Source organism: Thermoflexus sp., from assembly GCF_034432235.1.
Lineage (GTDB): Bacteria > Chloroflexota > Anaerolineae > Thermoflexales > Thermoflexaceae > Thermoflexus.
Genome location: NZ_DAOUCJ010000087.1, coordinates 26986 through 51597 on the forward strand (window position 1 = coordinate 26986; position 24612 = coordinate 51597).

A 24612-nucleotide genomic window follows, 5' to 3' on the forward strand; every position below is an offset into this window, starting at 1 on the left:
CATCTGAAGGATAGGGAGACAGCCAGATGGCCTGGGCTCCAGCCGATGGAATGCAGAAAGGGGCAGGCGGGCGAAAGCGCGCCCGCATCATCGGGCGAGAGAGGTCCTCGAGAATCCGGTAAGGAGGTCTGCCGTGAAAACCATCCTGCAAGCCCTCGGGATCCTGCTCAGACCGTACCGTCAGGCCCTGCAGATCGGAGCGGTGGCCTTCCTGGTCGGGCTGGCCAGCGGCCTGATTTACGGCTGGTATATCGCTCCGGTGGAGTGGACGGACGCCGCGCCGGTGGATCTGCGGGTCGATTACCGGGCGAACTACCTGCGCCTGCTGGCCGACGCTGTCCGGGCCGGATTCCTGCGCCCGGAGGACAGCGTGAGCTGGCTGGGCCAGCGATGGCCTCCCCGGGATGCTGCGAGGGAGATCCGGCGCCTGGCGCAACAGGAGGCTGATCTCTCCCGTCGAAGCACGATGGAGCGGCTGGCGGATGTCTGGGAACAGGTCCCCGCGCCGCCCGCGCCCGCCCGGGGAGGGGGTGTTCCGGCTCCCTGTCTGATCGGACTGGCCGGACTGGCGCTGTTGGGGATCGGCGCTTTCTGGCTCCGACGTCGCCCTGCTCTGAGGGCCGCTCCCCGACGCCCAGCCCCCGCAACGGCCCCCGCCGGCCCATCGGTTGCCCCCACGGCCTTGGAGCGAACTGCCCCTGGGGAAGCCTATCCGGAAACCTGGGAGCCGCCCCTTTCCCAGCATCAGGTGACCTATAAGCTGGGGGATGACCATTTCGATCTCTCCTTCCCCATCGAGCTGCCCAATGGGGAGTTCCTCGGGGAATATGGGGTGGGCATCTCGGAGACCATCGGGGTCGGGGATCCAGTGAAGGTCACGGCCTTCGAGGTCTGGCTGTTTGACAAGAACGATATCAAAACGGTGACCAAAGTGCTGGCCAGCGAATATGCATACCGGGATAGCGGACTCCAGGCGCGGCTGCGTCAGAAGGGGGATCTGGTGCTGGCCACCCCCGGCGCGATCATCGAAGTCGAGACGCGGGATCTGCGGCTGCAGGCCCGGGTAGTTGAGATGGAATACGGCACCGGAGCGCTGCCACCGAACAGCTTCTTCGCCCGCCTCACCCTGGATCTGGCGGCCTGGCGTAAGGAGGAGGGATCCTCCACGCCTCGAACCTCACCATCTTTGTGAAAGGAGCACGTCATGTTCTCGAACGATCCGGAAGACGAGTTCACGATGGAGACCCTGGCGGAGACAGAGCACTTCACGCTCTGGCGCAGCACCGGGGATGACGGCCAGTCCCTTTTCCACCTCGAGCTGGGCAATGTCTCGATCCACCTGACCGAGGAGGAATGGGAGGAGCTGGTGGAGCTGGTGGACCAGGCGGTGGACGCGCTGGAGAGCGGCGGTCTCGGATAAATGAGGGCGGTGGGGCTGCGGTCGTCCCTGTTTCTTCCATCCCGTTGCGCCGCTTTGCTGCACAACGGGGTGAGGGATCAGACAAGCCTTCAGAATACGGAGGCCTCCCATGGCGAAGCCCAAAGTCTACATCACCCGGCGGATCCCGGAGCGGGCCTTCGAGATCCTGCGGGAGCACGCGGAGCTGAAGGTATGGGACAGCGACCTGCCGGTTCCCCGGGAGGTCCTGCTGCGGGAAGTGGCAGATGCGGACGGCCTGCTCTGCTTGCTGACGGAGAAGGTGAACGCCGAGCTGCTGGATGCAGCACCCCGTCTGAAGGTCGTCAGCAACATGGCCGTCGGTTTCGATAACATCGATGTGGCGGAATGCACCCGACGGGGCATCCCCGTGGGGAACACGCCGGGGGTCCTGACGGAGGCCACCGCGGATCTCACATGGGCCCTGCTGCTGGCCGCCGCCCGACGGATCAAGGAGGCCGTCGACTACGTGCGGGAGGGGCGGTGGGTGACCTGGGGCCCGCTGCTGCTGCTGGGGCAGGATGTCTACGGGGCCACGATCGGGATCATCGGCATGGGGCGGATCGGGACGGCGGTGGCCCGCCGGGCGAAAGGATTCAACATGCGCATCCTGTATCACGACGTGCGCCGGAACGAGGCCGCGGAATCGGAGCTGGGCGCGACGTTCGTCGATCTGGATACTCTTTTTCGTGAAAGCGATTTCATCACGATCCATACGGATCTCAACCCCACGACCTACCGTCTGATCAACCGGGAAGCCTTCGCCAAAATGAAGCCCACCGCTGTCCTGATCAACGCCGCCCGCGGCCCCATTGTGGACACGGAGGCCCTCTACGAGGCCCTGAAGGATGGACGCATCTTCGCCGCCGCTCTGGATGTCACGGATCCGGAGCCCCTCCCTGCCGATCATCCGCTCCTCCAGTTGCCGAATTGTATCGTGGTCCCTCACATCGGCAGCGCGACGGTGACCACCCGGAACCGCATGGCGGAGCTGGCGGCTCTCAACGTCCTGGCCGGCCTGCGGGGCGAGCGGCTTCCCCATTGTGTGAACCCGGAGGTCTATGAGCGACCGCGATAGGACGGTGAAACGCCCTGGGGGACGCGATCGGCAATCCATGGGGTGGGGGCTTTCGCCCCGACGGCGCTGCTTGACAAGTTTCTGGAAGTCGCTTATGATTGATCCCAAACCATGGGGGATCAGGTGAGGATGTTGAACGGCATCGCCCGCTTCCCACGTATCCGTCGTCCAGAGGCCCTGCCGGGCATCGGGTCCGGTGCGGGGAGGCGGGTGATTGGCCGTTGATTTCTGGCAGTTCCGCGGTATGTTCTACCCCCCGGGCTCCGATGCCCGGGGGGTTTTGTTTTCATGAAGCTTTGCGCCATAGGGCCTCGAAGGGGGGTGGTGCCGCTCCCGGGAACCCATCCGCGGCGATGTCCGATTTAGGACCACGGAAGCGGCCAGGGGTCCATGCAGGCCACAAGGCGAGTCAAAAGGAGAATGGTGCAGGCCTGGCGGCCTGCGCCCCATCCGCAAGGGCGTAAGTCCTGCTCGTTTTCTCTGGAGGGGTGGTGATGATTCGCGTCGGGATTTATGGGGTGAGCGGATATGCCGGGTTTGAGATCTTCCGGCTGCTGCGGCGGCACCCGGCGGTGGAGATCGTCTTCGCGGCTTCCGAGAGCGGGGCGGGGGGGTCCCTGGCCCAGCTGTTCCCCCTGACCGAGGACTTCCCGATCGTCAGCTTTGCCGAAGCCCCCCTGGATCGGGTGGATGCGGTGTTTCTGGCGCTGCCCCACGGCGTCTCCGCCCCGGTCGCCCGTCGGGCCCTCGCCGCGGGGATCCGCGTGATTGACCTCTCGGCGGACTTCCGGCTGAAGGATCCAGCGATCTATGCCCGATGGTATAAGGAGGAGCATCCGGCTCCGGATCTCCTGGAGGAGGCCGTTTACGGCCTAACGGAGTGGAACCGCCCCGCGATTCGTTCTGCCCGTCTGATCGCTAACCCCGGCTGCTACCCCACGGCGACCCTGCTGGCCTTGCTCCCGCTGGCCCGGATGGGTGCCATCGGCCCGGGCCCGATCATCGTGGATGCGAAATCGGGGGTCTCCGGGGCGGGGCGCAAACCCTCCCTGACGACCCATTTCGTGGAAGTGGACGAGAATCTTTCCCCTTACAACATCGGCCGGGCTCACCGGCACCTGCCGGAGATCGAGCAGGCGCTTCACACCGTTAATGGCGCGCTGGGCCCGCTGGTGTTTTCCCCTCAATTGCTTCCGGTGGCCCGGGGGATCCTGGCTACGATTTACGTTCCCCTGGCCCCGGGATGGACCGCGGAGATGGTTCGGGATCTGCTGGTGGAGTCCTACAGCGGGGAGCCCTTTGTAAAGGTGTTGCCGCCGGGGGCTCTGGCGACGCTGCGCCATAGCGTGGGCACCAATCTCTGTGTGCTCTCTGTGACGGGCGTGCCGGAGGCGGGCCTGGTTATTCTCACCGCTTCCATTGACAACCTGATCAAAGGCGCCGCCGGGCAGGCGGTGCAGAACCTCAATGTGATGTTCGGTCTGGAGGAGACGGCCGGATTGCAATGATGGAACACCTTCCCGGATTTACGGAACTCTCCGCGGTGAAAAGATGCCATGCGGGTGATCAAGATCGGAGGCCATGAGCTGGATCAACCGGCGTTCCTGGAGGGTTTGATCGCGGCTCTGAAGGAGCTCTCACCGATGCCCATCCTGGTCCATGGCGGCGGGAAGGCGGTGAGCGCATGGCAGCAGCGGATCGGCCTCACCCCCCGGTATGTCGAGGGATTGCGGGTAACCGATGAGGAGACCCTGGAGCTGGCCGTAATGATCCTGGCGGGGCTGACCAACAAAACCCTGGTGGCGGCCCTCGCGCGGGCGGGTCTGCCGGCTCTGGGGCTGTGCGGGGCCGATCTGGGCCTGGTGCGCGTGCGCCCGGTGCCCCATCTGGGACGGGTGGGAATGCCGGTGGAGGTGGATGCCGGGCGCCTCCGGCGCTGGGTCGCGGAGGGGCTCCTTCCGGTGATCGCCCCGATCGGGCTGGGGCCGGAGGGCCTCTACAACGTGAACGCCGACCAGATGGCCGCCGCGGTCGCCGCGGCCCTTCCCGCCGATGAGCTCGTTCTCCTCACCGATGTGCCGGGGGTTCAAGTGGGCGACTCGATCCGATCTTCGCTCCATGCCGGGGAGGTCGAGGCCCTCATCGCAGCCGGGGTCATCCGCGGCGGCATGATCCCCAAAGTGCGCTCCGCGCTGGGGGCCCTGGCGGCCGGGGTGCGTCGCGCGCGGATCACCAATCTGGCGGGCCTTCGAGAGGGAGGCACAGAGATCATCCAGGAGGGATGAGCGCATGGATACAGGGGCGCTGGTGGCGCTTGCGGAGCGGGTGCTGGCGCCGACCTATCGGCGGCCGCCTATCGTCTTCACCCACGGCGAGGGCGTGTATGTCTACGACGCGGCTGGCCGGCGGTATCTGGATTTCGTGGCCGGGATTGCTGTCTGCGCCCTGGGCCATGCGGATCCCGGAGTCGCGCAGGTGATCGCGGAGCAAGCCCGACGGCTGATCCATGTGAGCAATCTCTACCACACCGAGCCCCATCTCCGCCTGGCGGAGGCCCTGGTCGCCCACAGCTTCGCCGACCGGGTCTTCTTCTGCAACTCCGGCGCTGAGGCGGTCGAGGCGGCCCTCAAGTTCGCCCGCAAGTTCGCCCGAACGCACTACGATGACCGCAAGATCGGATTTGTCGCCTTCACCCACAGCTTCCACGGCCGCACGATGGGCGCCCTCTCGGTCACCGAGAAGCCCGCCTACCGCGAACCCTTCGCCCCTCTGATCCCCGGCGTGACCTTTGCCCCTTTTAACGATGGGGAGGCCGCCGGGGCGGCGATCACGGCGGAAACCTGCGCCGTGATCGTGGAGCCGATCCAGGGGGAAGGGGGCGTGCACATCGCCTCGCCGGAGTTCCTGCGAACCCTGCGGGCCCGGTGCGATGAGACGGGTGCGCTGTTGATTTTCGATGAGGTGCAGTGCGGCCTGGGGCGCACGGGGACGCTGTGGGCCTACGAAGCGTATGGGGTGGAGCCGGATTTGCTGACGGTGGCCAAGCCCCTGGCCAACGGGCTGCCCATCGGCGCGGTGCTGATGCGGGAGAAGGTGGCGGCCGTCCTGCAGCCGGGGGACCACGGCAGCACCTTCGCCGGCGGGCCGCTGGTGAGCGCGGTGGCCTTGCATGTCTTCCAGCGCCTTCGGGACCCGACCTTCCTGGCCCATGTACGGGAGACCGGAGCTTATCTGATGGAGCGCCTGCATGCGGCGGAGCTCCCGGGTGTTCGGGAGATCCGGGGACGGGGCCTGCTGGTGGGGATCGAGATCGAAGGGGACGCGCGGGCCGTCACGATGGCCGCGCTGGAGCGGGGGTTGCTCCTCACGACGGCCGGCGACCATGTCGTGCGGATGGTTCCTCCGCTGATCGTCGAGCGATCCCACATCGATGAGGCTGTCGCGATCCTCCAGGAGGCGATGGCGGCGGGCATGGGATAGCGGATCTTCAGGTTTTTCCTCTCCGCTCTCCGGGGGAGCCATGAAAAGAGAGCAGGAACCGATGATGTTCACAGCGTCGAGGCGCTTTCGAAGCCTGTTCCAGCCACAGAACGAAAGCCATGAAAGGAGGGGGAACCCGATGCGGATCCGGCCTGCCCGTCTGGAAGACATCCCCATCCTCTACGCTCTGGTGAACGACTATGCCCGGCGGGGATGGCTTCTCCCACGGAGCGCGGAGGAGATCGCGGCCACGCTCCCGGACTGGGTGGTGGCGGAAGCGGGGGGCCGGATCGTGGGCTGCGGTTCGCTGGTGTGGATGTCCCCCACCCTGGTGGAGATTCGCTCTCTGGCCGTGGATGAAGCCTATCAGGGCAACGGGGTGGGGGGAGCCATTGTGCAGGCGCTGGTGGAGCAGGCGCGATCCGCCGGGGCGCGCACGGTGTTCGCCCTCACCCGGGCGGTTCCTTTTTTTGAGCGCCTGGGCTTTGCCGTTGCCGAGCGCGACCGCTTCCCGGAGAAGGTGTGGCGGGATTGCATGCGTTGTCCGCTCCGGGAACGGTGTGATGAGGTTGCGGTGATGCTTCAGCTGGAATGAGGGGGGATCACGCCGCCTCGATATCATACCCGAATTCGAAGCCCTTATTTCAGGAGGAGGTGAATATGGTTCGCAAGGTGGTCCTGGCCTATTCCGGCGGTCTGGACACCTCCACCATCATCCCGTGGCTGCGGGAGACCTATGGGTGCGAGGTGATCGCCTTCTGTGCGGATATCGGCCAGGGGGCGGAGGAGATGAAGGGGATCGAGGAGCGGGCCTACGCCGGCGGGGCTTCCAAGGTGATCATCCGCGACCTGCGGGAGGAGTTCCTGCGGGATTATGTGCTGCCCACCGTGCAGGCCGGCGCGGTCTACGAGGGCAAATACCTGCTGGGGACCGCCATGGCGCGTCCCCTGATCGCCAGGCATCAGGTGGAGATCGCCCTCCAGGAGGGGGCTGACGCGGTGGCCCATGGGGCGACCGGGAAAGGCAATGACCAGGTCCGCTTCGAGCTGGCCTATCAGGCCCTGGCGCCCCATCTGCGGGTGATCGCCCCATGGCGGGAGTGGTCGATCACCTCCCGCCGCGAGGCTTATGAATACGCCCGCGCCCACGGCGTCCCTGTCGAGTGGAGCAGCAGCCGCTACAGCCGTGACCGCAACCTCTGGCACGTCTCCCACGAGGGCGGACCACTGGAGGATCCCGATTGGGAGCCTGAGGATGATGTCTATCTGTGGACGGTGGATCCCACGAAGGCCCCGGATGCCCCGGAGACCATCACCCTGGCCTTCGAGCAGGGGGTTCCCGTGGCGCTGAACGGCCAGCCGATGGGGCTGGTTCCCTTAATGGAGGCCCTCAATGCGCTGGGCGCGAAGCACGGCATCGGGCGGGTGGATTTGGTGGAGAACCGGCTGGTGGGAATGAAGTCCCGCGGGGTTTACGAGACGCCAGGGGGAACCATCCTGGTGGAGGCCCTGCGGGCGCTGGAGACGCTGTGTCTGGATCGCGAGACCATGCATTTCAAGCAGGGCCTGGCGCTGCGGTATGCGGAGCTGGTCTATTACGGCTGGTGGTTCAGCCCTCTGCGGGAGGCCATGGATGCCTTCGTGAGGACGGTCATGCGCCATGTCACGGGAGAGGTGCGCCTCAAGCTGTATAAGGGGAACGTCTTCGTGGTGGGCCGGCGCTCGCCTTACAGCCTTTATCGGGAGGATATCGTCTCCTTCGACACGGTAGGGGCTTACGATCACAAGGATGCGGCGGGCTTCATCCGGCTGTTCGGGCTGCCCCTGAAGGTCCACGGCCTGGTCAACCGGGGCCTGCGCGGGGAACCCCGCGCCCCGGAGGAGCGAGATTGAGACGGCTGCTCCTCCTTGAGGAAGTCCGGGGAGGTTTGGGGCCTGGGGGCGTGGAGGGTAGCCCCCAGACCTAAGGCCTATGGGTCGGATTGCCCCGAAGGCTAATAAGGGCAGGAAGGCTTCCAGGGCGTAAGGAGCAGCCCAGAGGCTTTCTCCTTCTGTGCGCCGTAGACCGGCGCGGATGGCTTCGGCCTGCGCTTGGCGCTTCGCCGGGGCGAGCGGCCGGATCCCCAGCGCCTCCGCCTGGGCTCGATAAGGCATGCCCTGGATTTCCGCAAAGTCCGAAAGATAGACCAGATCTCCCCGGCCCAGCAAAGCATGGCTTTGAGCACGGCCAGAGTGTCCTCGAGAATATGGCCTTCGGCAAAGCGATTGCCACTGGCTCCAGCTGGTGCAGCAGCCCCTATAGACGCTCCTCCGGATGCGGCACCCGGGCGGTCAGGATCTCTTCCGAATCGTCCCTTTGGGCGACGGCGAGGAAGCCGGGCATCGGGCCGATATCCCGGTAACCCTGATCCCCGGGCGTCCGATCCGCATCGCGGGCGATGAGGGCGGATTGTCCGTAAAAGGCCAGATCGAAGAGGGCGCCCGTCATCATGGGATTGACCGCATAAACGAAACATCCCTCCTGAACCGTTGCCGCCCAGGCCCCTCGAAGCCAGTCCGCCTGCTGCTCCGGCGTCCAGGGCCCCGGGTTGGCGGAGGGCTGGACCAGGATCTCCGCCCCCAGGCGGGCCAGCCGTTCCCGCACCGGGGATTCCGGCGCGAAGGCGTCCAGGCAGATCGCGATCCCCACCCGACCGACTTCCGTCGGGAACACCTGGATGTCTTCCAGGGATCCCGGGCTGAGATCCAGGCCCTGGGGGCCTTCCAGATCGATCCGCGCGACTTTCCGCTGAAGGCCGATCAGGGATCCATCCGGCCCGAAGAGCGCGGCGGTGTTGTAGACAGCAGGCCCCCGAGGGCGCAGGGCCTCCAGGCGGGATCCGGAGGCGTGGGGGAGGGCGGCCAGCGGGGCGGAGCCCGCCACCAGAACCACGCGATATTTTCGGGCGAGGGTGGAGAAGGCGCTCAGATAAAGCGGAACAAGTCGCGGCTGGATGGCCAGCAGCAGGGCGCGGGCCCAGCTCACCCGATAGCGGAGACGATGGTAGAGGGCAGGGAGGAACTGCTGGCGCAGGGCAAAGGCCATGGCCTTCGCCATCGTGGGCTGATTTCGCAGCCCTGGAGGGAGAACCGCCAGCGCGGCCAGCAGCCCCACATCCTCCGGGAAGGCCACCAGCGCCGGCTTCCGCGGATCCAGCCGCTCGGCGGCCCGGGCCATCAGCCCATCCATGCGGGCAATAAAAGCCCCAGGGGAAGATCCATCCTGAGGAGACCAGCGCATCTGGATGGCGATCAGCTGGATCATCATCTGGATCCGGAGTGGGATCAGGGTTTCCCTGAGGAAAAGGCCGCGGCGTTGCGATACAGACCGTGGGTGTAGATATAGGTCTCCACCTCCGGGGGGACCAGATACCGGATCGAGCCGCCGCTTTTCACGCGCCGCCGCAGATCATGGGAAGCGATGTCCAGGAAGGGCGCGTCCAGCCAGATCAGCCGCTTGCTGATCCCCGGCAACGCCTGTTCCAGAAGCGGCATGTGCACCACATATCCGGGTCGGGGCATCACCGCCAGCCAGGTCATCTGGATCAGGCGGTGAGGCTCCCGCCACCGGGGGAGATCCACCAGCGAATCGGATCCCATCAGAAAAAAGAACTCGGCTTCCGGATAGGCCGTTCGCAGATGGGACAGCAGGTCGACGGTGTAATGAGGGCCCGGGCGATCGATGTCGGCCCGGGAGATCTCGAAAAACGGATTACCCGCGATGGCCAGCGCCAGCATGTTCAAACGATGCTCAATCGGCGTGACCTCCGCGGCCGGCTTGTGCGGTGGTTGCGCTGCCGGGATGAACAGCACCCGATCCAGACCCAGCTGGATCCGGGCCTGTTCGGCCAGCACCAGATGGCCGTAATGGGGCGGATCGAAGGTTCCTCCCAGAAGGCCGAGGCGGTTCATTCGAAACGCTCCGGATTCCGCCATGAGATCCGATGGAGCCTTATGCCCGCTTTCCCACATCGGCCCAGTCCACCCACTCCAGCTCCACCTCGCCGATATAAACGGTGTCCCCTGGCCGGACCCCGGCCTGCTCCAGGGCCTCGATGACGCCCAATCGTTCCAGCTGGCGGTGGAGATGCAACAGGCCTTCCTCGGAATCCAGGCGGGCCATCCGCACGGCTTTCTCCGCCGCTGTTCCCAGAACCCGCCATCCATCCCGCTCGCGGACCACCTGGATCGGGGTCTCGCGCCGGACAAGGGGGGGCGCGGTGGGCTGCAGCGGGGGCGGAGGCGGCGCTTCCTGCAATCGCTTCCAGGCTTCCCACATCAGGTTCCGGGTGCCCTGTTTCGCCGCGGCGGAGATCGGATGAACCACAAGGCCCCGCGCAGCGAAAGCCGCTTCCACTTCCGGCCATCGGGCCTGAACTTCCGGCAGATCCATCTTGTTGAACGCGATGATCTCCGGCCGCTTCAGCAATTCCGGATTGTAATAGCCGAGCTCCGCCCGGATCGCCTCGTAATCCGCGATCGGGTCCGGGGAGAGGCCATCCAGCAGATGGATCAGGACGCGGGTGCGCTCGACGTGACGCAGGAAGGCCAGTCCAAGGCCAACCCCCCGATGAGCCCCCTCGATCAGACCGGGCAGGTCCGCCAGCACGAAGGAAGCCGTATCATCCAGCACCACGACGCCCAGATGCGGATGGAGGGTGGTGAAGGGATAATCCGCGATCTTCGGTCGAGCGGCGGTGACAGCGGCCAGCAGGGTAGATTTCCCGGCGTTCGGCTTGCCGATCAATCCAACATCCGCCAGAAGGCGCAGCTCCAGGTGGAGGCGGCGGAATTCCCCGGGCTCCCCGCGCTCTGCGATCCGGGGGGCCTGATTCGTCGGGCTGACGAAAGCGGCGTTCCCCCGCCCGCCCCGTCCTCCCCGGGCGACGATCACCGTCTGTCCCGGTTCCGTGAGATCCGCCAGGATCTCCCCGGTCTCCGCATCCCGGACGACGGTGCCGGGCGGCACTTCCAGAATCAGGTCCTTTCCGCTGGCCCCGGTCTTCCGGCCTCCGCGACCGTGACGGCCGTTCTCCGCCCGGAAGTGGCGATGGCGATAATAATATGCCAGGGTGTTCAAATGGGGGTTCACCCGCAGGATCACGTCCCCCCCTTTGCCCCCATCCCCACCATCCGGCCCGCCCATGGGCACATATTTCTCTCGCCGGAACGAGACGCAGCCATCTCCGCCGTCGCCGGCCTTCACTTCAATGATCACTTCGTCACAGAAAACCCATGGTTCGCCCATCGGGATCCTCCTGCTGTGATTTTAGCGCGATCGTTCAGGAGGAGGGATGCCTGTGAATATGATACGAATGGGCGACAGAGGAATCGATCAGGGGGCCGGATGGCGGCGTCGCGGAAAATCCCGGGGAGCCGGGAATTTTGACCGCGGCATGGGCTTGCAGTATGCTCAGCATCCAGGATTCCACGGATGGGCGAAGGCGGATGGATGGCGAGCACGGATACCCCTGGCATCTGCCGCCGGCGCTGGCCCTGCACCTGGAGATCCTCCGTTACCCGATCCTGGCCCGCCGGATTCGGGAGCGGATGCGTCAGGAGCTGTTCGCCCGCGGCATCATCACCCCCGAGGCCTTCGAGGCGGAGGTCCGGGAGAAGGCGCTGATCTCCCAGCGCCTCGAAGGGCTCACGGATCCTTTCGGCCAGGAATCGGCGGAGGAGTGGGAGGAACGGCTGGCCCAGATCCGGGACCAGCTGACGGAGTTCTATTTCGCCTACAACCTCCCCCACAGCCTGTTCGTGGAAATCGTCCGCTCGGTGCTCGAGGAGCGGGCGCCGGGGCATCGTCCGGTGCTCACGTTCAACCCGGAGCTGGCCCCGGTGGAGGCCCTCTTCGCCCAGGCGGAGGCTTACGAGGCCGCCCCCCCGGAGCAACGCAAAGCGGTGCTCCCCCATCTCAAGGAGATCCGCGTCGTCCTCATCAAGAGCATCATCAGCGACCAGCTGGCCTTCGTGGGGATCGCTCGCGAACACTTTACCTCATCGGACCTGCGGGGGATCTACGAGCGGCGGATCGGGCAGGGGAAGATCGGCGGCAAGGCGGCGGGGATGATGCTGGCCTGGCGGATCCTCCAGACGCCGGACCCGGAGGATCCCTTCCCGCTGGTGGAGCGGGTGGGCATCCCCGAATCCTGGTTCATCGGGGCTGATGTCTTCTACGAGTTCATGGAACGGAATGGATTGCTCCCTTATCTGAACCAGAAATACAAATCCGAGGAAGAGATCCGCGCGGAGTTCCCGGAGGTGCAGCACGCCTTCCTGGAAGGGCGATTCCCGGCCTGGTTCATTCAGCGGCTGCGGGAGCTGCTCCGGGAGGTCGGCCGGCATCCCCTCATCGTGCGCTCCTCCAGCCTCCTGGAGGACAACTTCGGGGCTTCCTTCGCCGGCAAATACGAGAGCCATTTCTGTCCCAACCAGGGCTCCCTGGAGGAGAACCTGGAGACGCTGTTGACGGCCATCAAGCGGGTCTACGCCAGCGTCTTCCATCCCGATCCCCTGATCTACCGGCGGCACGTCGGGCTGGTGGATTACGATGAGCGGATGGCGGTCCTGCTCCAGAAGGTGGAGGGCGTTCGCTACGGCCGCTACTTCTTCCCGCCGATCGCCGGGGTGGCTTACTCCCGGAACCCCTTCCGCTGGAGCCCGCGGATCCGGCGGGAGGACGGTTTCGTGCGGATGGTGATCGGGCTGGGCACCCGTGCGGTGGAGCGCGTGGCCCACGATTACCCCCGTATGGTCGCCCTTAGCCATCCCGGCCTGCGCCCGGAGAAGGATCCTCAGACGATCGCCCGCTACGCCCAGCACTTCATCGATGTCATCGACCTGGAGGAGAACGCCTTCCGCACCATGCCGATCCACGAGGTGCTGGAGGCGGATTACCCTGGCCTGGCCTACCTGGCCCTGGTCCATAAAGGGGATTACCTCCAGCCCATGATCGGCCGCAATGTCGATCCCCGCTCCCTGGTCATCACCTTCGATCGCCTCCTCCAGGAAACGGATTTCGTGCCCCTGATGCGGGCGGTGTTGCGCAAGCTGGAACGCTACTACGGCCGGCCCATCGATGTGGAGTTCGCGGTCCTCCTGGAGGGCGGGCGGCCGCCCCGGCCCATGCTCCGGCTCCTGCAGTGCCGGCCGCAGACCGATCGCGAGCAGGCCGCCAGCCCGCGGATCCCACAGGATATCCCGGCAGAGGACATCCTGTTCACCTCTCACCATATGGTGCCCCATGGGGCGGTGTATAACATCCGGTATATCATCTACGTGGATCCCATCGCTTACACCCGCATCCCGGAGCTGAGCGCGCGGCTGGAGATCGCCCGGGTCATCGGGCGGCTGAACCGGCGTCTGGCGGGGGAGCGTTTCATCCTGATCGGGCCGGGCCGGTGGGGCAGCGTGAACCCTTACCTGGGGGTGAAAGTCGGCTACGCCGACATCTACAACGCCCGCGCCCTGGTGGAGATCGGGCTGCGGGGCGCCCAGGGATCCCCTGAGCTGTCCTACGGAACCCATTTCTTCCGCGATCTGATCGAGGCCCAGATCTACCCGCTGGCCATCATCCCGGACGATGAGCGGGCCATCTTCCGGGCCGATTTCTTCCTCCAGGCGCCCAACTGCCTGACCGCCCTGTTGCCGGAGGAAGCCCCTTACGCCTCCTGCGTGAGGGTCATCGATGTCCCCGGGGCAACGGGCGGCCGATACCTCCACCTGGTGATGGACGGCGATCACGAAGAGGCGATGGCCTATTTGGGGCCGGAGCGGAAGTAGCCTGATCGCGTTACCGCCTGTTAAGGAAGGGGGCATCCCATGGGATTTATCGTTCCTCAGCGCGGTGGAGACCTCCACATCATCCCGGAAAGCGCCTTCCCGCAGGAGTGGGCGGAGGAAAAGCTGCACGACGTCCTCGAGAGGGAGCCCCGATTCATCGCGGTGGAGCAGGAGGGCGGACCGCGGCCGACGGTTGTCGTGGCCAGCAAGCTCAGGCTCCCCAGCGGCGATGAGGCGGATTTGCTGTTGCTCGACAGCGAGGGGATGTTCACCCTGTGCGAATTGAAAAGGGGCGACATCACCCGCAAGACCGTCGGGCAGATCCTGGACTATGCGGCTCAGCTGGCGGAGATGCCTGTGGAGGAACTGTGGGAGAGCGATGATGCCCTGCGGATCGCTCGATGGCTTCAGCGACACGGCGTGCGGATAGACTGTTACGCGTTCAGCTACTTTCGCTGGCAGGATCTCGAGGTCTTTATGTCGTGGAATTTGATGCCCGTGGAAACGGGGGAAGAGGAGACCAGGCCGCAGGGCGTCCAACCGGGCGCTGACCATCGGCGAATCTTCTGGGCGGATATGCTGCGGCGGTTGGGGGATCGGATCCCTCATCGTCGGAATCCGACGACCGCAGGGGATTTTGATTTTAATACCGGGATAAGAGGTCTACGGGTATCCTGGAGGATTGGGCGATCCCGGTTGCGGGTCGTGCTGATCGTTTCTAAGGAAGAACATGGCGGGCGGGGAAACTGCAAGGGTTTGTGCGCGACATCGAACAGGAAACGGGCGAACCATGGGAGCTCCGCGAAACCCCAAAGCACTTCTACATGGAGGCGGTGCGGGATACAGGCGGCAGCGCCTGGAAGGCCCCGGAGGAAGTGCGGAACTGGGCCGTTGAAACCCTGGTCCGGTTGTATGAGATGGCGACGCGCCGCTTTCGGGAGTGGATGGAAGAGGAGGAGTAAGGCGGCGGGGGCTTCCTGGACCCCCATGGGCTTCGATGGAGATCGCCAGGCTGGAGGAAGCGGGGCATGCCGCAGGAGGGCTTTCGGTTCGTGGTGCTGGCCCGCGACGGACGGGCGCGGGCGGGGTTTCTGGATACGCCCCATGGGCGCATTCCCACGCCGTGTTTCGCCCCGGTGGGCACTCAGGGGGCCGTGAAGACCGTGCCCGCATGGGACCTCGAAGCCCTGGGCGCCCGCCTGATCCTGGCGAACACCTACCATCTGTATCTGCGGCCCGGCGATGAGCGGATCGCCCGCCTGGGCGGGCTCCACCGCTTTATGGGCTGGAACGGGCCCATCCTCACCGACAGCGGTGGCTTCCAGATCTTCAGCCTGCAGGGGCTGCGGGAAGTGGACGATGAGGGCGTCACCTTCCGCTCCCACCTGGATGGATCCCTCCATCGGTTCACCCCGGAGAAGGCCATCCGCATCCAGGAGAACCTGGGGGCGGATCTGATCATGTGTCTCGATGAATGCCCCCCACCGATGGATTACGATTACAACGTGAAGGCCCTGGAGCGGACCCATCGCTGGGCGGAACGCTGCCGGGCTGCCCACACGCGAAGGGACCAGGCCCTCTTCGGCATTGTGCAGGGCGGGGTCTTCGAAGATCTGCGGACCCGGAGCGCGCGCTTCCTGATCGGCCTGGATTTCCCCGGCTACGCCATCGGAGGGTTGTCGGTGGGCGAGCCCAAGCCTTTCACCTACCGCACGCTGGAGCTCATGGACGCCCTGCTGCCGGAGGAGAAGCCCCGGTATCTCATGGGCGTGGGGACCCTGGTGGATTTTGTCGAAGCGGTAGCGCGGGGGGTGGATCTCTTCGATTGCGTGATGCCCACCCGGGTGGCCCGGCATGGGACAGCGATCACGCGGGATGGGCGTCTGAACCTGCGGAACGCCATCTATGCGGAGGATCCTCGTCCGATCGATGAGGCATGCGGATGCCCGACCTGCAGGCGGTTCTCCCGCGCCTACCTGCGGCACCTGTTCAACGTGGGGGAGCCCCTGGCGATGTATCTGACCACGCTGCATAACTTGTATACGATGTTCCGGTTCATGGAGGAAATGCGCCAGGCGATCATAGAGGAACGCTTCGCGGACTTCCGAGCCGCCGTGCTGGAGGCCCAGGCCGCCCTCGCGCCGGATCCAGAGCAGGGGATGCCAGGTTGAGGCCGGGGGAGCGGGGAAAGTTTTCAGCCTCTTCCTCGCCGGCATCCGGCGAAGCCTCCATCGATTCAGGTGGGCGGGCGCGGGTTCAGCGTGCCCGCCCATCCCTCAAAGCGATCCTCCTATCTTCCCACGCCATGGCGTGGTGCTATCAGTTCGGGGAAAACAGGGGCATGGCCCCCCGCGCGAGGTCCCACCAGAGGTTATGGGTCAGGATCTGTCGAAGGAGCGCCTCGCTCTCCTCGTGGCGTCGCTGTAAAGCTTCCATCGCCGCCTCCAGCTGCGCCATCCGTTCCTCCAGCCGACGGCGTGCCGCCTCCAGCTCCGCCATCCGTTCTTCCAGCACCTGGAGGCGCATGGAGGAGACCAGCATCCAGCGGCGGATCGCTCGAAAGGCCCCGATCAGGGTTTCCGCATCGATCGATTCCGGATCAGATTCCAGACGACGGAAGAAGGCTTCCAGATCTTCCAGGTCTTTGTCCTGTGCCATGCGGGCACCTCCGGTTCGGGTTCTATATACATGATATCCAGAGCGATGCCGTCCCGCTCGGCTTCGAGCGAGGCGATGCTCCTCGCCTCTATGGGAAAGCGCGCGCCTCTATAATATACAACGAGCTTGGGGAGCCGGGCGGGCCATCTTCGACGCTTCGCTCCCCACAGGGAGACCAGCGGTGCAGCTTCCAGCTCACGACGCGGGAGGGCTATCGAATGGATTTCCGTCCACGCATTGCGGTCTTGGGGGGGACGGGCAAGGAGGGCTCCGGATTGGCGCTCCGCTGGGCCCGGGCGGGTTTCCCGGTGGCCATCGGCTCCCGGGATCCCGAACGGGCCCGTCACGCCGCGGAGCGCCTGCGGGCGATCGTTCCGCTCGCGGAACTGATCGGCCTCGCGAACGCGGATGCGGCGGCCTGGGGCGAGGTCGTGGTGATCGCCGTCCCTTATGAAGGCCACGCGTCGATCCTCCAGGCTCTTCGGGATATCCTGGCCCGCAAGCTGATCATCGATGTGGTGGTCCCGCTGGATCCCGGCAATCCTCGCCGTTATGCTCCACCGCCGGATGGCTCGGCCACCGCCGAAGCCCAGCGGATCCTGGGCCCTGAAACCCCCGTGGTAGGGGCCTTTCATAATATTTCTCATTTCCACCTGCACGATCTGGATGAGGTCCCGGAATGCGATGTGCTGGTGGTGGGGGATCATCGGGAGGCCAAAGCCCGGGCCATCGCCCTCGCCGAAGCCATCGGGCTCACCGCCTACGACGCAGGTCCCCTGGCGAACGCGCCCATCATCGAAGGGCTCACCGCCGTGCTGATCGGGCTCAACATCCGCTATAAAGGGAAGGGCGCAGGGATCCGGATCACAGGGATTTCGAGGAAGAGCGGATGATTTCGTCCGAAGGGAAACCGATTACCCTGTTTCCCCTGGAAGGACTGCCCATCATCCGTCCTGGCGATGATCTGGTCGCTCTGCTGGCAGAGGCGTTGCGCCGCTGGGGAGGGCCGCAGGCGGGAGATGTGCTGGTGGTGGCGCAGAAAATCGTTTCGAAAGCGGAAGGCCGGTTCGTTCGCCTCTCCGAAGTGACCCCCTCTCCGCGCGCGCTGGAGCTGGCCCGGATCACGGGCAAGGATCCCCGCCTGCTGGAAGTCATCCTCTGGGACACCGCTGAGGTGCTCCGGGCGCGGCCGGGATTGATCATCGTCGAGCACCGCCTGGGGTTCATCTGCGCCAACGCCGGCGTGGATCGCTCGAATGTGGCCCCCGAGGGGGAAGAGATCGTCCTCCGCCTGCCGGAGGATCCGGACGGCTCCGCCCGGCGGATCCGGGAGGGGATCCAGCGCCGGTTCGGCGTGGATATCGGCGTGGTGATCGCGGATAGCCATGGCCGGGCGCACCGAAAGGGGGTGATCGGTGTGGCCATCGGGGTCAGCGGCCTCCCGGCGCTGGAAGACTGGCGAGGGCGTCCGGATCTCTTCGGCTACGTCCTGCAGCACACGGAGGTCGCGCTGGGGGATCTGCTGGCCTCGGCGGCGACCCTGTTGCTGGGCCAGGCGGCCGAGGGCATCCCCGCCGTTCTGATCCGAGGCGTTCCCTTCACCCCCCGGGAGAGCTCCGCCCGCGAGCTGGTACGGGGGCGAGCGGATGATCTGTTCCGCTGACCAGCAGGCAAAGCCTGATCCCCAAAGGAGCGAAGGCGATGATCCTGTCGGGGATCCGCATTCTGGATCTCACCCGATTGCTGCCGGGACCTTTCGCCACGCAGTGGCTGGTGGCGATGGGCGCGGAGGTCATCCGCGTGGAGCCGCCGAACGGGGGTGACTGGCTTCGCGAGATGCCCCCCTTTGTAGAGGGGATGGGCGCATGGTTTACCGCGGCGAATCGGGGCAAGAAGAGCGTGGCCATCGACCTCAAACAGCCTGAGGGGCGGGAGCTCTTCCTCCGCCTGGTTCGATCGGCCGATGGGGTGGTGGAGGGCTTTCGGCCGGGCGTGATGGCCCGGCTGGGCCTGGCCCCTGAGCTCCTCCTCCGCCAGCAACCCCGTCTGATTTATGCCTCCCTCACCGGCTATGGGGCCGGCAGCCGCTGGCGGGAACGGGCCGGGCATGATCTGAACTACCTTGCCCTGGCCGGCTTTCTGGGGCTCAACGGGCCGCGGGAGGGACCTCCGATGCCGCCGGCTGTGCCGGTCGCCGATTTCGGCGGGGCGATGGCGTTGGTGATCGCGGTGCTGGCCGGCCTCTTCTATCGCGAGCGGACCGGCCGGGGGGTCGTCCTGGACGCGTCGATCTTTGAGGTCGTGGTGACCTGGATGCAACCCTTCTGGCGGGCCCATCGGGCAGGGCTCCCGGCAGCCCGGGAGGGGATGCCCCTCAACGGGGCTCTTCCATGTTACCGGGTGTATGTCACGGCGGATGGGGGGGCGATGGCGCTGGCGGCCCTGGAGCCGGCCTTTTGGCGTTCTTTCTGCGAAGCGGTGGGACATCCGGAGTGGATCCCCCGCGCCTTCGATCCGGCGCTCATCCCGGAGGTGGCCGCGCTGTTTCGGAGCCGGGCCCGGAGGGAATGGGAAGCCCTCCGGGAGACCCTCGATGCCTGCCTGGAACCGGTGCTGGAGCCGGCGGAAGCCATCCAGTTGCTGAGGGATCTTGCCCCTGCATTCCAGGATGAGCACCCATGCCTGCCGTTCACCCTGGATGGGAAACGGCTTGCGGCGATGGGCCCTCCTCCTCGTCTGGGGGAACACACGGTGGAGATCCTGAGGGGCATAGGAGTGGAAGCCGCTGACCTGGAGGACCTGGCGCGCCGGGGCATCATCCGGGCGGAGGGCGTGGATGGAGCCTGAGCGCCATTGCCGCTTCGGTTCCACGGTCGACATCCGGCATGGCGTCACTCCTCCCCGATCAGCTCCAATTCCGAGAACATCACCGAATAACTGTGGCCGGAGGCATAAATCCGCAGACGGGTGAGGGTAGCGGGGGGCGCCCCGATGGCCCGCAGCGATTCCATCAGGTTCCCCGAGTCGAAGGTATACCATTCCCCCAGGGGGACTCGAATATGAACGTTATAAGGGGGCGGGCAAACCTGGGGGAGGCAGCTTTCCGGCGTTTGAGGACTCACTTCGCCGATGGCATAGAAGCCTTGTAGCCACTGGCGATCGCTGCCGTTGATGTCTTTATATTCCAGGCGGATCATCAGCGGACATTCGGTCCCCACGACCCCACATACTGCGACATCCTGGGAGAGGATCTTCAGACTGATGTGCAACTGGAGCGAGCGGAAATCCCGCACATCCTGGTTGAGGACAAGGAAAACTCCGGTTTGGGCGTGATCGAACCCGAAGCGTGAGATCGCCAGCACGCGACGGCCAGCCTCCGAAATTTGGGCCACTGCCCCCAGGCTTTCGCCGGGTTGCTTGACAAACCGGAAGATCGCCCATTGGCCGGGGGGAACCGGATCCTCCACACTTCGCTCCGGCAGGGGGGCCTGGAAAAGGCTCGGCAGCAGATTCCGCCCCGCTCCCAACGGTCCCTCCACCCGGCCGTCCAGTCCAATGCGTGCCCGTTGATCGCTCCGCACGATCCGGATCCCGGTCGAGTTTCCCACCCGGGCCTCCCCAGAACGCACGGTGAAATCCGTCCGGTCATTCTGGACTTCCACGGCCAGGGCCCCGGATAGCACTTCTGCCTGTCCATAGGGGGTCTGGATGACCAGCTCGAGGGCCCGCCGGCCTTCGAGGCGGATGACCCGGATCCGGCCGGCGCGGACGTAGAGGGTGAGGCGCGCCGGTTCCGGGCTGATCCCGAACCGCGGGTAACGGGCGTATCGCACTTCCACCTGGGTGTTCGGATAGATCTGGATCGCTGCCAGGTCTGGAGGCGTGGGAAGCAATGGTTCGGAGAAGATCACCAGGCCCTGGGATTGGGCATCTGTGATCAGAAGATCGCCTTCCGTCAGCCGGGAATAGGCAGCGCCAGGGGTGATCGCCACGGGCTCTCTCTCTGGATGCTCCAGGCGGAGGATCCCGGACAGGGCGGATACCCGAGCGGGCGTGCCGATATAGGCAGTGCGAAAATAAGTCATGATCCGCCACGGGATCAGGACGCTGAGCCCGATACAGATGGCGAAGGACAGCAGGAGGGTGATCCAGGCCAGGCGCTGCACCTGCGCCTCAGTCCACCTCGTAGCGGATGCGAAATCCCCGGAATTCACCGCTCGGCTTCTCCCAGTAGGTTTCCACGTAATCCACGCGGGCCGCTGGCGGGCCCTGCTGAAGGAAGGCGAGGAGGGCTTCCACCGCCGATCGTGGCCCTTCCGCCACCACCTCCACCGTGCCATCCGAGCGATTGGCCACCCAGCCCGTTAGACCGAGGGCCTCCGCTCGCAGCCGGGTGTAGTATCGGAAATTCACGCCCTGGACGATCCCATGCACAATGGCGTGAAGCCGAACCTGTTCTTCATGCGGTTTTCGCTGGCCGATCCCTCCCATATGGTGGCCTCCGGCCTCGAATGCGCTCTACATTTTAGCTCAGCTTGCCCGGATGCGATCGAGGAGGGAAAGCCATGCGTCTTCGGTCGTCCTCCATAGGACTTTGCATCCGCCCGGGTGGCCGCTGCTTGCCTTTTCCCTTCCAAGCTTACGCGGCTGGGCTCAAACTGCTCAAACCCATAGGAGGGAGGGCTTCCTCTCGATCTCTTGGGGAGTGGGGCGTGGAGAAATCCGAGGGGCCCCAGGCCCGGAAATCTCCTGGAGGAGATCCCCGATCCTCAGTTGCCGGCTCGTGAAACTGAAGGTTTACTGATTCCTGTTCTGGGTTTTGCTCTGCCCCGTCGCGAACTCATGGCGCAGGCCGGCCCGGATCCCGGAGAGGGCGAATGGCTTCTCGCTCCCGGGGTTCATTCTTGGCCAGATCGTGGCCTGCGCTGGGGCTTGAAAGGTCCTTCCATCCTTCAGGGCTGGGGCTGGGCCGGCCAGCTCAGCCCCAGGCTCCCGTGTCCGGAGGAGGTGCTATGCGGGTTCTGATCACAGGCGGAGCGGGGTTCTTTGGCTTCCATATGGCCAACAAGCTGCTCCAGCATGGCCATGAAGTGATCCTGCTGGATATCGCGGATTACATTGAGGAGGATTACATTGGGCCGGTTTCGTTCCATAAGGGGGATGTGCGCGACCGCGAAACGGTGGATCGGGTCATGCGCGGCGTGGATGCGGTGATCCACGCCGCGGCGGCCTTGCCCTTGTGGCCCCGCCGGGAGATCTTCTCGGTGAATGTGGAGGGCACTCGAACGGTGCTGGAGAGCGCCCTGGCCCACGGCGTCCGGCGCGTGGTGTTTATCTCCTCCACCGCTGTCTATGGCATCCCCAGGAAACATCCGATCGTGGAGGACGATCCGCTCCATGGCGTTGGGCCTTACGGCCAGAGCAAGATCCTGGCCGAGCGGGTCTGTCAGTCTTTCCGGGAACGCGGGCTGGTGGTGACCATCATCCGCCCCAAGACCTTCATCGGGCCCGGCCGACTGGGTGTGTTCCAGATCCTGTTTGACTGGGTGGAGCGTGGGAAGCCGATCCCGATCATCGGCAGCGGCAGAAACCGCTACCAGCTGCTGGATGTGGATGATCTGACCGACGCCATTGTGCTGGCCCTTACCGTGGATGCCGGTCAGGCAAATGACACGTTCAATATCGGCGCCGAGCGATTCGGAACGGTTCGAGAGGACGTGCAGGCCCTTTGCGATCACGCGGGCACCGGGGCGCGGGTCTGGCCGCTGCCCGCCCGGCCGGTGAAGGCGGCCCTTGCTCTCTTTGAGATGTTGCGCCTCTCTCCGCTGTATCGATGGGTTTATGGGACAGCCGATAAAGATTCTTTTGTGAGCATTGAGCGGGCGAAAGCGAAGCTGGGATGGCGCCCTCGCTACAGCAATGCGGAATCCCTGATCCGAACTTACGAATGGTATCTGGCCCACAAAACGGAGCTGGCGGGCAAGGTGGGCGTCACCCATCGGGTGGCGTGGGATCAGGGGATCCTGCGGGTGATCCGGGATTTGTTGCCATAGCCGGAGGCGAGGCCGTCTCGGGGGGTTGCGGGGAAGGCGCCGAGCCCCATACCATGAAACGTCTCCGCGATGCCGCGAAGTCGTGAGGAATGGAGGTCATGGATGCGAGGACCGTGGGAAGAGCGGGACGGGGTATTGCGCTACCGGACGCGAAGCGGGGCGGAGCTCTATCGCCTCCCGACGCGTCTTTTCCCGGAGCTGGATGGGTATGTTTATCTCATTCTGACCGACCGCCATCGCATTCTGGTGGATGCAGGCTCGGGGTTGCCGGAAAGTCGGGAGGATCTTCAGCGAGGCCTGGAAATCGTGCGGGCCCGCTATGGATGCCCGGTGGATCTTCCTGACCTGACCGCGATCCTGATCACCCACGGCCATATCGACCATTTCGGGGGGGTGACCTTCGTTCGCCAGCAGAGCGCAGCGCCGGTGTTTGTGCATGAGCTGGATCGTCGGGTGCTGGTAAACTATCCCGAACGGCTGATCACTGTGGCGCGGGAGCTGCGGCATTTCCTGAGCCAGGCCGGTGTCTCGGCGGAACGACGGACCGCTCTTCTTGACCTCTATCTCAGCATGAAAACGATGTTCCAGTCCACCTCCGTAGAGGGCTGGTTGACGGATGGCGAGCTGCTCTTCGGGATCCTCCGGGTGTATCACACCCCCGGGCATTGCCCGGGCCAGGTCTGCCTCCAGATCGATGAGGTGTTGCTGACCTCCGACCATATCCTGGCGCATACCACCCCTCACCAGGCCCCGGAGCGCATCACCCGTTATACGGGCCTGGGGCATTACCTGGAGTCCCTGCGTCGAGTGGCGGCGATCCCGGACATCGCTCTGGCGTTCGGTGGGCATGAGGACCCCATCCTGGATCTCTATGAGCGGATTGCGGCGATCGAGGCGTTTCATCGCCAGCGCCTGGAGCGAGTTCTGGAGATCTGTCAAGAGCCCCGCACCATTCTGGAGATCTCCAAGGCGCTCTTCGGCCGACAGTATGGCTATGGAGTGCTCCTGGCCCTCCTGGAGGCAGGGGCGCATGTGGAGTATCTCTACGACCGGGGTTATCTGCAGGTGGCGAATCTGGACCAGCTGGAGCGGGATCCCGAGGCGCCGATCCGCTATCGGAGGCTGTAGATGGAGCGCTGGATAAACATCGGCATCGCGTGGTTGATCATCGCGGCGGTGGCCCTTATCCAGGAGCGCTCCCGGGTTCTGGCAGGGATCCTGGCGGCTATGCCGTTGAGCATCCCCCTGGCCATGTGGATCGTCTATGCGGAAACCCGGGATCTGGGACAGACCGCCCAGTTCACCCGGTCCGTCTTTCTGGCCCTGATCCCCTCGCTGGGGTTCGTCCTTGCCACCTGGCTACTGCTCGCCCGTCGCGTTCCCTTTGGATGGAGCCTGCTGGGAGGATATGGGGTCTGGCTGGGGATGTTGCTCATATGGCGATGGCTGGGGATCCTGCGTTGAATCCTCTCGAAGGCGCGGCATGGCAGGAAGCGTGGGACGGGTCGAGCGGCAGGGGAGTAGAACGGTGAACGTGCTCCCTTTCCCGACTTCGCTTTCCGCCCATACCCGCCCGCCATGGCGCTCCACGATCGATTTCACAATGGCCAGGCCCAGGCCCGTCCCTTCCGCGGCTTCGCCCTCGCGTCGGACACGGTAGAACTTGCTGAAAATATGGGGGAGATCGGCCGGCGGGATCCCTACTCCAGTGTCGCTGACCTGCACCGTGATGTGGCCCTCCTGTTCCCGAGCCCGCACGGTGATCCGTCCGCCCGGAGGCGTATATTTCACCGCATTGCTCAGCAGGTTGAGGAACACCTGCTCCAGACGCCGGGGGTCCCCCTGAATGGGCGGGAGATCGGCCGGGAGATCCAGGATCAGGGTGTGCTGCTTTCCTTCGGCCTGAGGACGGATGATCTGGACAGCTCCATCCAGGATCCTGGCCAGCGAGCAGATCTCCATGGAGAGGGCATACCCGGACTCCAGCCGGGAGAGATCCAGCAGGTTGTTCAATAGCTCCACGATAGTCTGCATTGCCCGTTCCACCTTTTCCACGAACTCTTGCTGACGGGGGTTCAGGG

Annotated in this window: 24 protein-coding genes; 17 read left to right on the forward strand and 7 right to left on the reverse strand. The window is 65.2% G+C overall.

Annotation, left to right across the window (positions count from 1 at the left end; all coding sequences use genetic code 11):
* The first annotated feature begins 133 nt into the window (after positions 1 to 133).
* The 8 genes from VAE54_RS10945 to VAE54_RS10980 all read left to right on the forward strand — a co-directional run bounded on the left by VAE54_RS10945 (position 134) and on the right by VAE54_RS10980 (position 7889).
* Positions 134 to 1192 carry a hypothetical protein gene (locus tag VAE54_RS10945; protein WP_322802000.1) on the forward strand — a complete coding sequence of 353 codons (1059 nt, stop codon included), beginning with the start codon at positions 134 to 136 and terminating at the stop codon, positions 1190 to 1192.
* Between the two features lie 12 nt (positions 1193 to 1204).
* Positions 1205 to 1420 (forward strand): hypothetical protein, encoded by a 216-nt coding sequence (locus VAE54_RS10950; protein WP_322802001.1) that lies wholly within the window; start codon positions 1205 to 1207, stop codon positions 1418 to 1420.
* A 109-nt stretch (positions 1421 to 1529) separates the two neighbouring features.
* A complete protein-coding gene (locus VAE54_RS10955; protein WP_322802002.1) occupies positions 1530 to 2516 on the forward strand; it encodes a D-glycerate dehydrogenase in 987 nt (328 codons plus the stop codon).
* A gap of 494 nt (positions 2517 to 3010) precedes the next feature.
* The gene (gene argC / locus VAE54_RS10960) at positions 3011 to 4024 is read left to right on the forward strand and encodes an N-acetyl-gamma-glutamyl-phosphate reductase (protein WP_322802003.1); all 1014 of its coding nucleotides are present in this window, start codon (positions 3011 to 3013) and stop codon (positions 4022 to 4024) included.
* A gap of 48 nt (positions 4025 to 4072) precedes the next feature.
* Positions 4073 to 4801, forward strand: a complete 729-nt coding sequence (argB, locus tag VAE54_RS10965; protein ID WP_322802004.1) for an acetylglutamate kinase — start codon at positions 4073 to 4075, stop codon at positions 4799 to 4801.
* Between the two features lie 4 nt (positions 4802 to 4805).
* Positions 4806 to 5996: an aspartate aminotransferase family protein gene (locus VAE54_RS10970; RefSeq protein WP_322802005.1), complete on the forward strand. Its 1191-nt coding sequence runs from the start codon at positions 4806 to 4808 to the stop codon at positions 5994 to 5996.
* 139 nt (positions 5997 to 6135) lie between these two features.
* A complete protein-coding gene (locus tag VAE54_RS10975; RefSeq protein WP_322802006.1) occupies positions 6136 to 6591 on the forward strand; it encodes an N-acetyltransferase in 456 nt (151 codons plus the stop codon).
* Between the two features lie 65 nt (positions 6592 to 6656).
* Positions 6657 to 7889, forward strand: coding sequence for an argininosuccinate synthase (locus VAE54_RS10980; RefSeq protein WP_322802007.1), 1233 nt, complete (start codon positions 6657 to 6659; stop codon positions 7887 to 7889).
* Positions 7890 to 8292: 403 nt separating this feature from the next.
* Here VAE54_RS10980 and VAE54_RS10985 read toward each other — a convergent pair whose 3' ends face one another.
* Genes VAE54_RS10985 through obgE form a run of 3 tightly spaced genes read right to left on the reverse strand, consistent with a single transcriptional unit; the run spans position 8293 to position 11283 of the window.
* Positions 8293 to 9300, reverse strand: coding sequence for a carbon-nitrogen hydrolase family protein (locus VAE54_RS10985; protein ID WP_322802008.1), 1008 nt, complete (start codon positions 9298 to 9300; stop codon positions 8293 to 8295).
* Positions 9301 to 9320: 20 nt separating this feature from the next.
* Positions 9321 to 9947, reverse strand: coding sequence for a nicotinate-nucleotide adenylyltransferase (gene nadD / locus VAE54_RS10990; protein ID WP_322802009.1), 627 nt, complete (start codon positions 9945 to 9947; stop codon positions 9321 to 9323).
* 40 nt (positions 9948 to 9987) lie between these two features.
* Positions 9988 to 11283, reverse strand: coding sequence for a GTPase ObgE (gene obgE, locus VAE54_RS10995; protein WP_322802010.1), 1296 nt, complete (start codon positions 11281 to 11283; stop codon positions 9988 to 9990).
* 200 nt (positions 11284 to 11483) lie between these two features.
* On the opposite strand from obgE, the gene VAE54_RS11000 reads away from it, so the two are divergent.
* The 3 genes from VAE54_RS11000 to tgt all read left to right on the forward strand — a co-directional run bounded on the left by VAE54_RS11000 (position 11484) and on the right by tgt (position 15991).
* Entirely contained in the window at positions 11484 to 13820 is a 2337-nt protein-coding gene (locus VAE54_RS11000; RefSeq protein WP_322802011.1) for a PEP/pyruvate-binding domain-containing protein, read from the forward strand.
* 758 nt (positions 13821 to 14578) lie between these two features.
* Complete coding sequence (locus tag VAE54_RS11005) at positions 14579 to 14782, forward strand: hypothetical protein (RefSeq protein WP_322802012.1); 204 nt, start codon at positions 14579 to 14581, stop codon at positions 14780 to 14782.
* A 66-nt stretch (positions 14783 to 14848) separates the two neighbouring features.
* The gene (gene tgt, locus VAE54_RS11010) at positions 14849 to 15991 is read left to right on the forward strand and encodes a tRNA guanosine(34) transglycosylase Tgt (RefSeq protein ID WP_322802013.1); all 1143 of its coding nucleotides are present in this window, start codon (positions 14849 to 14851) and stop codon (positions 15989 to 15991) included.
* A 148-nt stretch (positions 15992 to 16139) separates the two neighbouring features.
* Here tgt and VAE54_RS11015 read toward each other — a convergent pair whose 3' ends face one another.
* A complete protein-coding gene (locus tag VAE54_RS11015) occupies positions 16140 to 16478 on the reverse strand; it encodes a hypothetical protein (protein ID WP_322802014.1) in 339 nt (112 codons plus the stop codon).
* 218 nt (positions 16479 to 16696) lie between these two features.
* Here VAE54_RS11015 and npdG point away from each other — a divergent pair, with 218 nt between their 5' ends.
* From npdG to VAE54_RS11030, 3 genes are read left to right on the forward strand one after another with little or no spacing between them, the layout of a single operon-like run.
* Entirely contained in the window at positions 16697 to 17371 is a 675-nt protein-coding gene (gene npdG, locus VAE54_RS11020; protein WP_322802015.1) for an NADPH-dependent F420 reductase, read from the forward strand.
* The gene (gene cofE, locus VAE54_RS11025) at positions 17368 to 18141 is read left to right on the forward strand and encodes a coenzyme F420-0:L-glutamate ligase (protein WP_322802016.1); all 774 of its coding nucleotides are present in this window, start codon (positions 17368 to 17370) and stop codon (positions 18139 to 18141) included. Before npdG ends, cofE begins: the two co-directional genes overlap by 4 nt.
* A 38-nt stretch (positions 18142 to 18179) precedes the next feature.
* On the forward strand, positions 18180 to 19325 hold the full coding sequence (locus tag VAE54_RS11030; protein ID WP_322802017.1) for a CaiB/BaiF CoA-transferase family protein: 1146 nt from the start codon (positions 18180 to 18182) through the stop codon (positions 19323 to 19325).
* A 44-nt stretch (positions 19326 to 19369) separates the two neighbouring features.
* On the opposite strand, the gene VAE54_RS11035 is transcribed toward VAE54_RS11030, so the two are convergent.
* Together VAE54_RS11035 and VAE54_RS11040 are read right to left on the reverse strand one after the other, a co-directional pair.
* Positions 19370 to 20644, reverse strand: coding sequence for a hypothetical protein (locus VAE54_RS11035; RefSeq protein ID WP_322802018.1), 1275 nt, complete (start codon positions 20642 to 20644; stop codon positions 19370 to 19372).
* Between the two features lie 7 nt (positions 20645 to 20651).
* Positions 20652 to 20969: an acylphosphatase gene (locus VAE54_RS11040; protein WP_322802019.1), complete on the reverse strand. Its 318-nt coding sequence runs from the start codon at positions 20967 to 20969 to the stop codon at positions 20652 to 20654.
* Between the two features lie 521 nt (positions 20970 to 21490).
* Between VAE54_RS11040 and VAE54_RS11045 the strand changes: the two genes are divergently transcribed.
* The 3 genes from VAE54_RS11045 (at position 21491) to VAE54_RS11055 (ending at position 23995) form a co-directional block, all read left to right on the forward strand.
* Positions 21491 to 22531, forward strand: coding sequence for an NAD(P)-dependent oxidoreductase (locus VAE54_RS11045; protein ID WP_322802020.1), 1041 nt, complete (start codon positions 21491 to 21493; stop codon positions 22529 to 22531).
* 102 nt (positions 22532 to 22633) lie between these two features.
* A complete protein-coding gene (locus tag VAE54_RS11050) occupies positions 22634 to 23659 on the forward strand; it encodes an MBL fold metallo-hydrolase (protein ID WP_322802021.1) in 1026 nt (341 codons plus the stop codon).
* Positions 23660 to 23995: a hypothetical protein gene (locus tag VAE54_RS11055; RefSeq protein WP_322802022.1), complete on the forward strand. Its 336-nt coding sequence runs from the start codon at positions 23660 to 23662 to the stop codon at positions 23993 to 23995. It begins immediately after the preceding gene.
* Here the strand turns inward: VAE54_RS11055 and VAE54_RS11060 are convergent.
* On the reverse strand, positions 23891 to 24612 hold a 722-nt coding region (locus VAE54_RS11060; RefSeq protein WP_322802023.1), incomplete at its 5' end, for a HAMP domain-containing sensor histidine kinase. The two genes, VAE54_RS11055 and VAE54_RS11060, sit on opposite strands and share 105 nt — an antisense overlap.